Below are 14,398 nucleotides of genomic sequence, written 5' to 3' on the forward strand. Positions count from 1 at the left end.
ATTTCCAAAGTTAAATCCCCTATCTATTGGCTTTATCTACTAATTCAAATAGTCTTGAACCATAATCTCTCCCTCATCAACTATGTTTTTTAAAATTTTTTGAATTTAGTCTTATTACAACTCTTATTTATAGTTTTGTATTCTTATTCAATTGAAAAACGTATTTTTGGCAATAAAAACCCTAGTTCATTACAGAAAGAAATTTATATCAAACAACTACCACTGCTTAGATCTTATGATTAATGAATATGTGCTTTAAATTTGTGTGGCGCGCATATTCATTAACCTATTTTCTTATGCAGATTTTAAAAATTTGCGTTAATTGCTTCTTTAAGCCTTGCATTAGCAATCACTATAATTTTGCGCATTAGAGCTGTTATGACTACCATCTTCTTTTTACCTCTACCAATGAGAGCAGAATAAAAAGCACCAAGTGCAGATTTAGTCCTTGAAGCAGCCATCGCAGATGTAAAAAGCTTTTCACGAACGTTCCTTCTGCCACCACTTATTCTGCGATAACCAATAGCTTTACCACTTTCTTTTGGATGCGGGGCAACTCCAGCAAGACTAGCAACTTCTTGCCTGCTTAAGTAGCCAAGTTCTGGCATCAAGCATACAAAATCTTGTGATAACTTTTTACCTATTCCTGGTACTGTTCTTATGATTTTTTGGCGCTTTTTTAACTCTGGATTCTCATCGATAATTTTTTGTATGGCATCATTAAGCTCATCTATTTGACTGTTAAAAAAGTCAATAGTTTTTTGGCAACTTTCTTTTATATAGTCGTTTTCAGGTGCTTTCAGTCTACATTTCTCTTGAGCTCTTATTTGTGTAAGGTCATCACGACGTTGACAAAGTGCAGCTAAGGCTGTTTGTTCTTTTGACATAGGCACAAATAGAGATAGAGTACTATAACGCTCAAATCCATATTGAGCAAGGGCTCTTGCATCTGATTGATCAGACTTTGCTAAAATTCCATGAGATAAGGTAAAGCTTTTTACTTTGCGAGTATTAGCTCGATGTACAGCAACATTCTTATCAACCAGAAAGTGTGCTAAGCCAAGCTCATATTTTCCTGTATTTTCCAAAGTTACAAAAGAATTAGGTAGAATATTTGAAAAATTTTGAAACAATTGTTGCCAACCAGCAGCATTATTATCAAACTTGATAGTGTTCTTTTGGTTGTGAACTGCAGCAACATTTTTAAATTTTCCGATATCAATGCCAATAAAATTTTGATAAGATGTAATCATAATAACCTCGATTAGTTTTAGTTAATTTAAGATTGTAAACGGGTGCATATGTATGTCCCACACAACTATTCAAACGTATCGAGAGATAGGGCTAGTGTACCTTGATGAGCACGGTTGTATAGCCATTATTCTAGCGGTCGCACACGCCCGTGATAACTCCATTCCTATAGTGAGTGGAGTTATCTTCCCTCTTATCTCCTTTATATCATATTTTTAACTTACAATTATTCTACTGTTAATAGGAGTGGTCAGTATATCAATTATCGACTGCTTTAAGTGCTCTATTCCTTCTAACGTCTTTCCTGTTTTAGCATCCATTCCTCTCATATATTTTTCATGGCTCTGACTTAATACTTGCATGTTTTTCACGTGCTATAGAAATAGCCTTTCTCAACTTCTTTTCAAGAATTTCTTTAGAAGGAAGCTGTGTTAAATACTGTGCAACATGAATATTAGAGCCTTCGAGTTCAAGATATTCTATATCCTCTTGATCCTTATCAGCACATAAAATAATCCCTAACGGTTTTTCTTCACCTGCTTTTCGTTCATTTTTATCTAACCAATTTAAATACCATTCCATCTGTCCTTTATAAGCTGGTTCAAAACGGCCTATTTTTAGCTCTATTGCTATAAGGCGTTTTAATCCTCTGTGAAAAAATAGCAGGTCCAAATACCTGTCAGTTGTTTTAGTACTCATCCTTTTTTGACGTGTTACAAAACAAAAATCACTCCCAAACTCTTGTAAAAATTTTGTCAATTCATCCAAGATTGTATTTTCTAGATCAGTCTCACTATAACTTGATGGCAATTCCATGAAGCTAAGGAAGTATGGGTCATGAAAAATGAATTCTGGTGCTAACATATTTTCTTCACGTAAATTTTTTATACTCCTTCTTATGAAATCTTCAGGTTTTTTTGCTAGTGCTGTACGTTCATACAACATAGTATCGATTTTACTACGTAGTGCCCTAACACTCCACCTTTCAATACGACACATTTCTATATAATAATTACGCTTCAGCTCATCAGAAATTGCAATAATTTCTACAAAATGTGACCAACTCAATTGTTGTGACAGTGTCGCGACAATCTCTTGATCAGGAAAGAATTTAGAAAATTGCACCATACGAAATAATGACGCTCTATCAAACCCACGTCCATATTTAATCTGAAGTTCTTTTGCAAGTTGGGAGATGATTTGCTTCCCATAATCTGCGCGTTTGTGCTTTAGAATATCTTGGTCAATTCTGGAGCCAATTTGCCAGTTTAGCAATACTAGAGTAGAGTTGAATTGAACAGAAAGATGATTCTTTGCTCTATCTATTAAATTACTAACGTCTCCTAATAGGCTAGTAGTTATATCCATGTTCATAACCTTACTTTTTGTAAGTATAACAGATGGTTTATTTTTATCCTGAAAAAACATTATTACTACCACTCATTACTTTAGAACCACAAGATATTGAATCTCCAACTCTTCCTATACCATACCCATTTGTAAACACTGTTTTTGACCCTTCAGTTAATACTCTACTTTCTGTAAAATTATCTCCTTTTCGGCAAACTGGTTTACCATTCACAAAAACATTATTACTGCCGCTAATGCAAAAATGTGGTGTTGCTTCTGCACAATGATCTCCTACTCGCACAACCGATTTATTCATCAATTAAGGTTTATTTTATCTGCCTTCAATTTTATTCCACTTTTTGTCATTTCTATACTCGATTCTCCAGCTTTCAGTGTTATTTTATCTACTACTTCAATCTCTAAATGATGTTTATCTTTATCGTATGACAACTTTGTTCCATCTTGAAATGTTAAGCTACTCACCTCTTTTTTATTCTCTGATGCAGGGTATTTTTCCTGGTATATCCCTCCTAACACCACTCCTAACGATAATTCGCCAAGAGGAGAAAATATCATAACCTGTTCACCGATATCTGGTGGAGACCAATCTCTATCTTTTCCTGCTTTGCTCGTTATCCATGGTAAATAATCTGTTAAAAATTCTCCTATTTTAACTCTTACTTTTGCTTTTTCATAATCTATTTCTTTTACAACTCCTATACGAACAATGTTGGCCATTTTCCTCTGTAGTTCCGAAATTGCAAAATTATTTTCTAACATTTATTTCACCGATTTCTATTTTGTGTGGCATAAATTTTCCTTCTTTCCAAATAGATCGCCCTACGTGTATTGTATGCACCCATTCAACCATCCACACGAGATATGCATCTAATTCTGGCCTAAAATCATCTCCTCCTCCTGATATAAATTCTCCTGGTGAAACATTTTTCACGTTCCAAGTATTTTTATTTACTACTTTCGCAACCTCAGCAGCTAATGTTCTGACAATAATAGCTGCATTTTCTATTGTGCTATCAATCACAATTCGTGCTTCAAATCTTGCTTTCAGTGCTAATTCTTCTGTTCCTGGATCTTTTCCCGATTCTAAACTCACAAGCTCTACAAATAACGCTGGCGCTAATAATTCTTTTCTTATCGATGGATAAATTTCACAAGTTTGAATTGCTGGTATTTCTCTCTTCAGCGTAGTGCAGATTGCGTTATGCAAATCTTTGAAATTCATACACTTTCTGTAATATAACTTAATTCACGTTCAAAAAATTTTGTAAATACTTCCTCAACCTCATAATTAACAAGATTTCCTATTATCCTTGAAGCCTCAGGTTCGAGTGGCAACTTAACTTCCTTTATTGGTAATGCTGCTCTTCCTTCACGTTTAAAAATACCGCTATTTCCTTTTGGCATAACTGCTGCAAATCCTCCTATAAACTCATGCTTTCCTACTTTCGATCCTCTTCTTGTTTTTTGTATTTTGCCAATTGTCGATGCTCTAATGTCATAGAGATTTGCTCTAATTGACACTTCTAATCTGCTAGTTTTCGCCTTAAAAATTCTTAATCTCTTTCTTATCAAACTTAGTTTTATTCTCTTTTCCTCACTGATTTCCTTAGCTACTTTTGATTTTAGCCATATTGCTGTTTTGTTCAGCGCTTTTATAGCTGCCAGTTTTATTTTCTGCTCTTTTCTGTCAATATTGGAGATTATTTCATTAATATTGTTACCAGTTTTAATATCAAACACTTTCTATTGCCTTAATTTTTAATATTTTACCTGAAGAATCTTTCAATGGTTGTTCAAAAATCTTGTAGAACCTTTTTTCAATCTTGATATAATCACCTATGCTAAAGGAAGTAACGTCCTGATCACGTATTTCTATAGAAGCAATTTGCTGAGTTAATTCTCCACCTGCACCTAAAGAGTACGTAGTCTCAGGACATTTAATTAGCACTTTTATTTTACGAATGCCCTCCTTATTTTTATTACAATATGTGGCTTCCACTCCTAAATGCTCAAAACAATCTTCCAATAATTTTCCTATATTCATCAACTAGAACTAATTTTTACCAAAACGGCCGGACGATGGCACATTGGCAATGGATTCGACTGCCTATGCAAATCAGTTCCTCTATCAAATCTTCTTGGCTCTTGTTTTGCATAGAGTGGCTGTCCAAGAGTATTTACTGTCTCATTAAAATCTGCTGGTGCAAAATATGTTGTAAATGTGCTTGCTGTTCCTAGTGGAAAACAGTGCCCTGTATCTTTCTCAATAAATCTTCTTACCGTCCCTTCAGGGTCAGTTGCTTGTCCTCTATATTCCTCAAACGTTATGCCACAGAACGTAANCTCATCAACTATGTTTTTTAAAATTTTTTGAATTTAGTCTTATTACAACTCTTATTTATAGTTTTGTATTCTTATTCAATTGAAAAACGTATTTTTGGCAATAAAAACCCTAGTTCATTACAGAAAGAAATTTATATCAAACAACTACCACTGCTTAGATCTTATGATTAATGAATATGTGCTTTAAATTTGTGTGGCGCGCATATTCATTAACCTATTTTCTTATGCAGATTTTAAAAATTTGCGTTAATTGCTTCTTTAAGCCTTGCATTAGCAATCACTATAATTTTGCGCATTAGAGCTGTTATGACTACCATCTTCTTTTTACCTCTACCAATGAGAGCAGAATAAAAAGCACCAAGTGCAGATTTAGTCCTTGAAGCAGCCATCGCAGATGTAAAAAGCTTTTCACGAACGTTCCTTCTGCCACCACTTATTCTGCGATAACCAATAGCTTTACCACTTTCTTTTGGATGCGGGGCAACTCCAGCAAGACTAGCAACTTCTTGCCTGCTTAAGTAGCCAAGTTCTGGCATCAAGCATACAAAATCTTGTGATAACTTTTTACCTATTCCTGGTACTGTTCTTATGATTTTTTGGCGCTTTTTTAACTCTGGATTCTCATCGATAATTTTTTGTATGGCATCATTAAGCTCATCTATTTGACTGTTAAAAAAGTCAATAGTTTTTTGGCAACTTTCTTTTATATAGTCGTTTTCAGGTGCTTTCAGTCTACATTTCTCTTGAGCTCTTATTTGTGTAAGGTCATCACGACGTTGACAAAGTGCAGCTAAGGCTGTTTGTTCTTTTGACATAGGCACAAATAGAGATAGAGTACTATAACGCTCAAATCCATATTGAGCAAGGGCTCTTGCATCTGATTGATCAGACTTTGCTAAAATTCCATGAGATAAGGTAAAGCTTTTTACTTTGCGAGTATTAGCTCGATGTACAGCAACATTCTTATCAACCAGAAAGTGTGCTAAGCCAAGCTCATATTTTCCTGTATTTTCCAAAGTTACAAAAGAATTAGGTAGAATATTTGAAAAATTTTGAAACAATTGTTGCCAACCAGCAGCATTATTATCAAACTTGATAGTGTTCTTTTGGTTGTGAACTGCAGCAACATTTTTAAATTTTCCGATATCAATGCCAATAAAATTTTGATAAGATGTAATCATAATAACCTCGATTAGTTTTAGTTAATTTAAGATTGTAAACGGGTGCATATGTATGTCCCACACAACTATTCAAACGTATCGAGAGATAGGGCTAGTGTACCTTGATGAGCACGGTTGTATAGCCATTATTCTAGCGGTCGCACACGCCCGTGATAACTCCATTCCTATAGTGAGTGGAGTTATCTTCCCTCTTATCTCCTTTATATCATATTTTTAACTTACAATTATTCTACTGTTTACTGGAGTGGTTAATATATCAATTATCGATTGCTTTAAGTGCTCTATTCCTTCTAACGCTTTTCCTGTTTTAGCATCCATACCCTTCATTTCTATTTTGCAAATACGCTTTCACTGCCTTTTATTACTTTAAAACCACATGAAACTATATCTCCTACTCTTCCCGCTCCAAACCCATTTGCAAACACTGTTTTTGATCCTTCAGTTAATGCTCTTCCTTCACTAAAATTGTCTCCTTGTCTGCACATTGGCCTACCATTTACAAAAACATTGTTACTCCCACTAATGCAAAAATGCGGTGTTACTTCTCCACAATAATCTCCCACTCGTACAACCGATTTATTCATCAATTAAGGTTTATTTTATCTGCCTTCAATTTTATTCCACTTTTTGTCATTTCTATACTTGATTCCCCAGCTTTCAGTGTTACTTTGTCCATTACTTCAATCTCCAAATGATGCTTCTCTTTATCATATAACAGTCTTGTTCCATCCTGAAACTTCACACTATTTATTTCTTTTTTATTCTCTGGTGCAGAGTATTTTTCCTGATATATTCCTGCTAACACCACTCCTAATGATAGTTCACCAAGAGGAGAAAATACCACAACTTGTTCATCGATATCTGGCGGAGACCAATCTCTATCCCATGGTAAATAATCTGTTAAAAATTCTCCTATTTTAACTCTTACTTTTGCTTTTTCATAATCTATTTCTTTTACAACTCCTATACGAACAATGTTGGCCATTTTCCTCTGTAGTTCCGAAATTGCAAAATTATTTTCTAACATTTATTTCACCGATTTCTATTTTGTGTGGCATAAATTTTCCTTCTTTCCAAATAGATCGCCCTACGTGTATTGTATGCACCCATTCAACCATCCACACGAGATATGCATCTAATTCTGGCCTAAAATCATCTCCTCCTCCTGATATAAATTCTCCTGGTGAAACATTTTTCACGTTCCAAGTATTTTTATTTACTACTTTTGCAACTTCGCTAGCTAATGATCTAACAATAATAGGTGCATTTTCTATTGTGCTATCAATCACTATTCGTGCCTCAAATCTTACCCTCAGAGCTAGTTCACCTGTACCTGGATCACTTCCTTTTTCAAGACTGCTAAGTTCTACAAATACCGCTGGCGCTAATAATTCTTTTCTTACCGATGGATAAATTTCACAAGTTTGAATTGCTGGTATTTCTCTCTTCAGCGTGGTACAAATTTTATCATGTAAATCTTTCAAATTCATCCTTTATAGCTCAATTCACGTTCAAAAAATTTTGTAAATACTTCCTCAACCTCATAATTAACAAGATTTCCTATTATCCTTGAAGCCTCAGGTTCTAGTGGCAACTTAATTTCCTTTATTGGCAGGGCTGTTCTTCCTTCACGCTTAAAAATACCGCTATTTCCTTTTGGCATAACTGCTGCAAATCCTCCTATAAACTCATGCTTTCCTACTTTCGATCCTCTTCTTGTTTTTTGTATTTTGATCTGCTAGTTTTCGCCTTAAAAATTCTTAATCTCTTTCTTATCAAACTTAATTTTATTCTCTTTTCCTCACTGATTTCCTTAGCTGCTTTTGATTTTAGCCATATTGCTGTTTTGTTCAGCGCTTTTATAGCTGCCAGTCTTATTTTCTGCTCTTTTCTTTCAATATTCGAGATTATTTCATTAATATTGTTATTAGTTTTTATATCAAACACTTTCTATTGCCTCAATTTTCAATATCTTACCCGAAGAATCTTTCAATGGTAGTTCAAAAATCTTGTAGAATCTTTTTTCAATCTTGATATAATTACCTATGCTAAAGGAAGTAACGTCCTCACTGCATATCTCTATTGAGGCAATTTGCTGAGTTAATGCTCCATCTGCACCTAGAGAGTACGTAGTCTCAGGACGTTTAATTAGCACTTTTATTTTTCGAATCGCCTCCTTATTTTTATTACAGTATATGGCTTCCACTCCTAAATGCTCAAAACAATCTTTCAATAGTTTTCCTATATTCATCAGCTAGAACTAATTTTTACTAGCACTCCAGGCCTGTGGCACATTGGCAAAGGATTTGACTGTGTATGTAAATCGGTCCCTCTATCAAACCTCCTTGGCTCTTGTTTTGCATAGAGTGGCTGTCCAAGAGTATTTACTGTCTCATTAAAGTCTGCTGGTGCAAAATACGTTGTAAATGTGCTTGCTGTTCCTAGTGGAAAACAGTGCCCCGTATCTTTCTCAATAAATCTTCTCACGGTTCCTTCAGGATCTGTTGCTTGCCCTCTATATTCCTCAAATGTTATTCCACAGAACGTAAATCCTGATCTCATATCATTCCTTAGCGCTGCTCCTTCTTGCCATCTTTCATATGCTTCTTTTACTTTAACGTGAGAAGTTAATGCATCGAAAAACTCAGGGCTTACCAAGGCATGAATTCCTGTCATATATTCACCACTTAGATTATCTTCTATGTGCCGGAGTACTTCCAGACACTTACGTTTTACATCAGTTGTCGCTGTTCCCAGTGCAAAATTTACTACTTTTGGTGTGATTTCAAATTCGTTGTACAGATTTAATAATTCTGACCCGTCAGCATCTAAAATTATTCCTTTCAGCGCTCCCATTCGCAAATGCTCTAATGTTATTGCGTGTTTGTTTCTCATTAGCTGTAAATGGTCANGCATCATCATTTGCTATCGCTATTATCCTCTTTTTTCCTCTTGCACTATAGATAAAATCAGCTAAGTCAAATACTCCATTTACTTCTCCTCCCGGACTGTCTATATCAAGTAGAATCGTCTCTATGCTTTTATCTTCTAAAGCACTCTCTATCTCTTCATGAATATTTTCATACGAAGTCATGTCTAAAATATGATCAAAAGCTTCTGTTTTTTTAGTCAAAACTCCATAAATACGTATTATTGCTATTCCTTTTGGGTTTATATGAAAATACTTTGAGTTCTTAAAGATAGGTTGTTTGCTGTTATATAATGATAGTAGTTCAAAGCTTCTTCTCTCTACCATTATTGGCTTATTTATCCACATCACCTTCCTTTCCTTATTCTACTTTATGGTTAACGTCAGAATCGAAACAAAGTCCAAAAGAATTAGCACGCTTTTGATCTTCTGCTATTTCTTGGTCAATTTCTTCTACATCGTAACCCATTTCTGACACTACTTCTGACCTACTCTTAAATCCATTTCTTACTGCCATTTGCTGTGCTTGCTGGTCTTTCAGTGGATCCACCCAATCAAATCCCTGTGGTATCCATTTCACTTCTTCTTTCGCTGCTTTTACTACTTTTTCATCTACACTGAGTTCTCCACAAAGTACTGCTAATTCTAGCCATCTATTCCAAATAGGTCTACAAAACTGGAACACTATCACGTTATGCTGTAACATTGCGCACCTTCTGCGAAACTCTATCAGCCCTGCTCGAATGGATGAATAATTAACACCGGTTAAATCTCCTGTTAGCTGCTCATATGTTATTCCTGTACCAATCGCTATTGCCCTCAGTTGCTGTCTCATAAATGCTTCATAACTTCCCCCAACATCAGACGGCTCTGAAAATTTTATGTCTTCTCCTGGGTCTAAAAGCTGCATTGTTCCAGGTTCCAGTCCAGATAGTGCTACTCCTTGCTCATTACTTTCACTTTCTCCCATGATATTTGCTTCTGGATCAAGTCTTGTAATAAACCCTGCAAACATCGCTGCTGTCTTTTTTCTCACTAATTCTGCATCATCGTATTGATCAAGCTCATAAAGTTTCAGCAGTATATTAGAAAGCCAAGGCTCCCCTCTGATTTGCCCAGGTCTTAAAGGTTTATAGATATGTAAAACATCATTTGCCGGTACTCTAACTGATTCTCCAAACGAACCTTCACCTGGGTGCTCTCTAAATAGGTAATAAGCTTCTCTTTGACCAAGTCGGTTAAATTCAATACCACTACGAATAATATTGCCGTTCGCAAGAGTCTGATTGCTTTTGTTATCTAAATGCTCTGATTCCAATACTTGAAGTTGCAATGGTACAGAAAATCCATCTTCGAGTTTACGATTTCGGAGGCGTACAAAACACTCTCCACCTTCTATCATGCTCCTACATACCAGAGCTTGTAATCCATAAAAATCACTTACTCCGCTACTGTCTGCTTCATCTGTCCATTTTAGCCATAATTCTTGTACTTTCTTTCGAAATTCTCCATCTCTTGCTTTTGATTGCGGTTTTATTCCTGTTCCAATAGAGTTACTTACTATCGTATCAATTATATTTGCAGCGTAAGGATTTTTTCTCACCATATCACGTGATCTACTACGTAAAGTTTCAAGGTTTTGAGACAGCAAATTGTTTATACTTCCTAACTCTGGTTGACAGTGAAAAAATCTTCTTCCTGAGCCTGCTGCATCCCACGCTGAGCTTTTTATCTTTGGTTTGTTAAATAATTGCTTGAAGGTTTTTAGCAGCATTTATAAAATTCCTTTACTCGTTGAAAAAACAATTTTCCTCTTTGGCCTCATGCCTGCAACTTTTAACTCAGCCTTAATTCGTTGTCTTAAATTCAATAAATCCTTTATTTGAACTTCCCCGTACCGCACAACATGGTCACCATATGCAATTGAGACAACTCTTTCTCCGCTTTGCAGTTTTTGAATTGCTTTCTCAACTTGAGTTAAATATTCTTCACTGTACATTTTGATTACCAAGCCACTTACTCTGTCTTACTTTTTTAGGCTTTTTGCTTTCCATTTTTCCACTCAAACTATTCCATTTACTCTCTGGCCATCTATCAATACCAAGCGCAATAGATGCTGCTCTTGCGTAAATTCGGCAATCTAGTACTTCATTTCTCTCTCTTACCTTTTGCCACTCTTGTTTGGTATATCCTTTCACTACTTTACTGACTAATTGCTCTGCCGTTAGCTGCTTAAAATATTCAGGTGCATACTCCGGAAAATGACAATATCCTGCTGGAGCTTCTTCACCTTCTTTTAAAACATTAAGTAATTGAAAAAGCTCTGACTTTAATATCGATACTCCAACTGGCCATAGCTTTATTCCTCTCTTTAGCTTTTGACCACCAACTGTTATATCTACTCTACTTGGGCTGCTAAGTGGTACTAGTGCTTTATTTACACCTTTCACTGCCATTACTCTTCCAGATCCTTGATGACTCCTTACCCAATTATACACTTCTTGCGTTGCATATCCAGCATCAACCGCCATCATGCTTATCATGTATTCAAGCCCATTTTCACCGATAAAATGATGATTTAAGAGCTCAGAGAGTTTTCCCCATACTTCTCCTCCTCCTGTATCTCCTTCAAATACTCGATAGTCTATTGACCAACTTTCACGGCTTTTTCCCCATGCTACAACTTCTACTTCTAACCGGTCTTTTTGGACATCAACACCTGCTGTGAGAACTACTTCGCCTTTTGGTACTGTGCCTATGGGAAAAAATTCTCTCCTGTTAAATAATTGCTTCCAGTCTGGTACTTCTCCTTTATCTACCCAAGTTTCTCCTAAAGTGGTATTTATCCATACTTTTAGTAATTGTTCACTTTCCTTTGCATGAAGAAAATCTTCTACTGCTTGTTGCCAACTATACCACCCAACTGGGCTATAAAGACTTGAAAGATGAAATCCTTTTCTCTCACCTTTTACTCTATTAGTAGGCCTCCATTCTCCACGCTCAAGCATCTCTGTCTTTTGATGATTTTCTATCTTTTCACCACATTCTATACATATATAGTGTGCTGTATTTGGATTTTTATCTTCCCATTTTATTTGTGCCCATTTTAATATTTGATAATAATTACAATGCGGACATGGTACAAAAAAATATCTCTTATCTGTTGCTTCAAATTCTTTCTCAATTCTGCTTATTCCATGAATCGTTGGTGTTGATACTAAAAAAATCTTTCGCCTTGCAAAGGTATTAGTTCGTGCAATACTGAGCAGTACTGGATCTCCTTCACCTCCTGAATCTCCTGGATATGCATCTATCTCATCAAGAAAGAGATATTTTACTGGCATAGAACGAAGTCCTACACTGCTATTTGCTCCAGTTATTACTACTATTCCACCTGGAAATTCCTTACTTTGCACAGTATTCCCTGAATCTCTTGATCTTGGGTCTTTTACTTTACTTTTTAAACATGGCGTACTCTCTATTAACGGTGCAAATCTTCCCTTCGACCAACGCTTTCCCATTTCAACTGTTGGCTGTACTACCAGCATTGGACCTGGTGTCTGATCTATGATATAGCCAATCCAGTTATTACCAGCTTCTGTTCCTCCAATTTGTGCTCCTTTCATGAATACTATTTTCTCCGCTGGTGAAGATGGAGATAGTGAATCCATGATTTCTTTTAAATAAGGAGTTCTTTCCGTTCTCCATTTTCCTGGCTCTGATGCTGCAGTTGGCGCTAAAACTCGATACTCATTCGCCCACTCTGATACTTTAAGCTGCGGATCTGGTCTTAAACCTTCAGAAAAAGATGTAGCATAGATCATACCTTAACCCTACTTATTGCTGGTTCTATCTCAACATCATTAACAGTAGAACTACATTCCTCCAGTTCCATAAACATCTTTTTCTGAAATTCGTTTTCTATATATCTTTTGCTCATCTCACTTATCATTAGTGCTATAATAAGCGCAAATATACCCTGTTGTTGTTTGCAAAAATGATTGCACTGCTTATTGTTGTTGCTGGTTAAACCTATATATGCTGCCATTGCTACTGCGCTAACTGTAATACAGATGCAGATAATATTATTATGTTTTTTACATCCTTTTATACTGCTATTTCTCTCTGTGCTATATATTTATTATGAAGGGTTGGAAAATTAATAACGGTATCTCTGCAGAGCAATGCACCATTTTTTTCAGTAAATAAAACTTTAAGTAACTCTAAATTGTTTGATTTGATTGCTAAATGCAGAACAGGTGTATAATTTGCTCCTTTTTTCAGCAATAACTTCACTACATGTAAATGCCCTTTTTCCGCAGCAAGGTAAATTGGAGAGTGACCTTTGTTATTTAAGATATCAATATCAATTTCTTCCTTTAAGATTGCATCTACAACTCCTTTTTGTGCGGCTAAATGCAATAGACTATTCTTTTCAGAACCGTACTTATTGTTCATCAAAGCCTTCTTGATCTCAGGTCTATTTTCAGCGTAATCAAATGGTGTCTTGCCGCTATCATCTTTTACCAGAGGGTCTATATCTTCTCGCGTTAGTAAAACTTCTATTGTTTTCAGTCTTTCAGCATAATGTAGTGGTGTTTTATTTTCGTAGTCCTGCAAATTGACTTGAGCATTAGGCTCCTTTATTAAGCATTTGAGAATATCGAGACATAAATCTCTTTCATCGTAATTAGTGTTACTTACAGCTATATGCACTGGTGATAATTTCATCGAATTTTGTCCTACACGTGCGCTATTTACATCTGCTCCTAGCTCCAGTAATAACTTTACTATCTCCAATTTTTTGTTGTTAACTGCATAGTGCATCGGTGTCTGATTTCGTACATCAAAGACATCTATTTCAGCGTTTCCTTCTCTTATCAAAATCTTTACAACTTCTGCATGTCCTATTCCTGCTGCTAGATGTAATGGCGTATGATGCAGAGCATTTCGTACATTAACGTCAACACCTTTTCCTATCAAATATCTAACTGCATTAACTTCACCTATCATTGCAGCTAAATGAAGTAAGTTATCTTGTTCTGATCCGTATTTGTTATTAATTAGCGCTTGTAATATTTCTGCTTTTTTCCCTTCTTTGGCGTAATCAAGAGATGTTTTACCTTCATTATCTTCCACAAAAGGATTAATGTTCTTCTTCGTGAGTAACAAATCTACCATGCTTAATTCATCAAATTCTATAGCACAATGTAGTGGTGTCTTTCCATTTAATCCTCTGACATTAACATCTAATCCAGGTTGATTGATGAGGCACTTTATTAACTCCAAACTTAAGTTATCAGCCATTTTATATTCAAAATCT

Annotated in this window: 17 protein-coding genes and 5 pseudogenes; all 22 read right to left on the reverse strand. The window is 35.6% G+C overall.

The features are described from left to right. Nucleotides 1-305 precede the first annotated feature (305 nt). Complete coding sequence (locus BVG17_RS07930) at nucleotides 306-1,253, reverse strand: IS110 family RNA-guided transposase (RefSeq protein WP_063630491.1); 948 nt, start codon at nucleotides 1,251-1,253, stop codon at nucleotides 306-308. A gap of 222 nt (nucleotides 1,254-1,475) precedes the next feature. Further along, a pseudogene (locus BVG17_RS07935) lies at nucleotides 1,476-1,580 on the reverse strand (GPW/gp25 family protein); the annotation flags it as partial. Nucleotides 1,581-1,587: 7 nt separating this feature from the next. Beyond that, nucleotides 1,588-2,679 (reverse strand): PDDEXK nuclease domain-containing protein, encoded by a 1,092-nt coding sequence (locus BVG17_RS07940; protein ID WP_143688791.1) that lies wholly within the window; start codon nucleotides 2,677-2,679, stop codon nucleotides 1,588-1,590. Next, nucleotides 2,663-2,917, reverse strand: coding sequence for a PAAR domain-containing protein (locus BVG17_RS07945; protein ID WP_063630987.1), 255 nt, complete (start codon nucleotides 2,915-2,917; stop codon nucleotides 2,663-2,665). The genes BVG17_RS07940 and BVG17_RS07945 overlap by 17 nt, the downstream gene beginning before the upstream one ends. Next, on the reverse strand, nucleotides 2,917-3,381 hold the full coding sequence (locus BVG17_RS07950; protein ID WP_143688792.1) for a phage baseplate assembly protein V: 465 nt from the start codon (nucleotides 3,379-3,381) through the stop codon (nucleotides 2,917-2,919). Before BVG17_RS07950 ends, BVG17_RS07945 begins: the two co-directional genes overlap by 1 nt. Next, nucleotides 3,368-3,844, reverse strand: a complete 477-nt coding sequence (locus BVG17_RS07955) for a hypothetical protein (protein WP_143688793.1) — start codon at nucleotides 3,842-3,844, stop codon at nucleotides 3,368-3,370. Before BVG17_RS07955 ends, BVG17_RS07950 begins: the two co-directional genes overlap by 14 nt. After that, nucleotides 3,841-4,362 carry a phage tail protein gene (locus BVG17_RS07960; RefSeq protein WP_143688960.1) on the reverse strand — a complete coding sequence of 174 codons (522 nt, stop codon included), beginning with the start codon at nucleotides 4,360-4,362 and terminating at the stop codon, nucleotides 3,841-3,843. Before BVG17_RS07960 ends, BVG17_RS07955 begins: the two co-directional genes overlap by 4 nt. Beyond that, nucleotides 4,355-4,666, reverse strand: coding sequence for a head-tail joining protein (locus BVG17_RS07965; RefSeq protein WP_143688961.1), 312 nt, complete (start codon nucleotides 4,664-4,666; stop codon nucleotides 4,355-4,357). The genes BVG17_RS07960 and BVG17_RS07965 overlap by 8 nt, the downstream gene beginning before the upstream one ends. After that, nucleotides 4,666-4,964 (reverse strand): major capsid protein (locus tag BVG17_RS07970; protein ID WP_177429440.1); only part of this gene is annotated, 299 nt, incomplete at its 5' end. The genes BVG17_RS07970 and BVG17_RS07965, both read right to left, overlap by 1 nt. A 234-nt stretch (nucleotides 4,965-5,198) precedes the next feature. Continuing rightward, a complete protein-coding gene (locus BVG17_RS07975) occupies nucleotides 5,199-6,146 on the reverse strand; it encodes an IS110 family RNA-guided transposase (RefSeq protein WP_063630491.1) in 948 nt (315 codons plus the stop codon). 222 nt (nucleotides 6,147-6,368) lie between these two features. Beyond that, nucleotides 6,369-6,473 (reverse strand): annotated as a pseudogene (locus BVG17_RS07980) (GPW/gp25 family protein); the annotation flags it as partial. Nucleotides 6,474-6,475: 2 nt separating this feature from the next. Further along, entirely contained in the window at nucleotides 6,476-6,730 is a 255-nt protein-coding gene (locus BVG17_RS07985; protein ID WP_143688962.1) for a PAAR domain-containing protein, read from the reverse strand. Further along, nucleotides 6,730-7,173: a phage baseplate assembly protein V gene (locus BVG17_RS07990; protein ID WP_143688963.1), complete on the reverse strand. Its 444-nt coding sequence runs from the start codon at nucleotides 7,171-7,173 to the stop codon at nucleotides 6,730-6,732. Before BVG17_RS07990 ends, BVG17_RS07985 begins: the two co-directional genes overlap by 1 nt. Beyond that, a complete protein-coding gene (locus tag BVG17_RS07995; RefSeq protein WP_143688964.1) occupies nucleotides 7,160-7,636 on the reverse strand; it encodes a hypothetical protein in 477 nt (158 codons plus the stop codon). The genes BVG17_RS07990 and BVG17_RS07995 overlap by 14 nt, the downstream gene beginning before the upstream one ends. Beyond that, nucleotides 7,633-8,093, reverse strand: a pseudogene (locus tag BVG17_RS08000) (phage tail protein). The gene BVG17_RS07995 and the pseudogene BVG17_RS08000 overlap by 4 nt, the downstream one beginning before the upstream one ends. Beyond that, nucleotides 8,086-8,397 (reverse strand): head-tail joining protein, encoded by a 312-nt coding sequence (locus tag BVG17_RS08005; protein ID WP_029237677.1) that lies wholly within the window; start codon nucleotides 8,395-8,397, stop codon nucleotides 8,086-8,088. The pseudogene BVG17_RS08000 and the gene BVG17_RS08005 overlap by 8 nt, the downstream one beginning before the upstream one ends. Continuing rightward, nucleotides 8,397-9,057, reverse strand: a 661-nt coding sequence (locus tag BVG17_RS08010; protein ID WP_241654223.1) for a major capsid protein, incomplete at its 5' end; no start/stop codon positions are given. The genes BVG17_RS08010 and BVG17_RS08005, both read right to left, overlap by 1 nt. 1 nt (nucleotide 9,058) lies before the next feature. Continuing rightward, a pseudogene (locus BVG17_RS09800) lies at nucleotides 9,059-9,423 on the reverse strand (Clp protease/crotonase-like domain-containing protein); the annotation flags it as partial. A gap of 13 nt (nucleotides 9,424-9,436) precedes the next feature. Next, entirely contained in the window at nucleotides 9,437-10,849 is a 1,413-nt protein-coding gene (locus BVG17_RS08015) for a phage portal protein (RefSeq protein ID WP_096617421.1), read from the reverse strand. Beyond that, nucleotides 10,850-11,074, reverse strand: a complete 225-nt coding sequence (locus BVG17_RS08020) for a gpW family head-tail joining protein (protein ID WP_077188541.1) — start codon at nucleotides 11,072-11,074, stop codon at nucleotides 10,850-10,852. Then, on the reverse strand, nucleotides 11,064-12,899 hold the full coding sequence (locus tag BVG17_RS08025) for a phage terminase large subunit family protein (RefSeq protein ID WP_077188540.1): 1,836 nt from the start codon (nucleotides 12,897-12,899) through the stop codon (nucleotides 11,064-11,066). Before BVG17_RS08025 ends, BVG17_RS08020 begins: the two co-directional genes overlap by 11 nt. Beyond that, nucleotides 12,896-14,382 (reverse strand): annotated as a pseudogene (locus BVG17_RS08030) (ankyrin repeat domain-containing protein). Before BVG17_RS08030 ends, BVG17_RS08025 begins: the two are co-directional and overlap by 4 nt. Nucleotides 14,383-14,398 lie beyond the last annotated feature (16 nt).

This window comes from Wolbachia endosymbiont of Laodelphax striatellus, from assembly GCF_007115015.1.
Classification (GTDB): domain Bacteria; phylum Pseudomonadota; class Alphaproteobacteria; order Rickettsiales; family Anaplasmataceae; genus Wolbachia.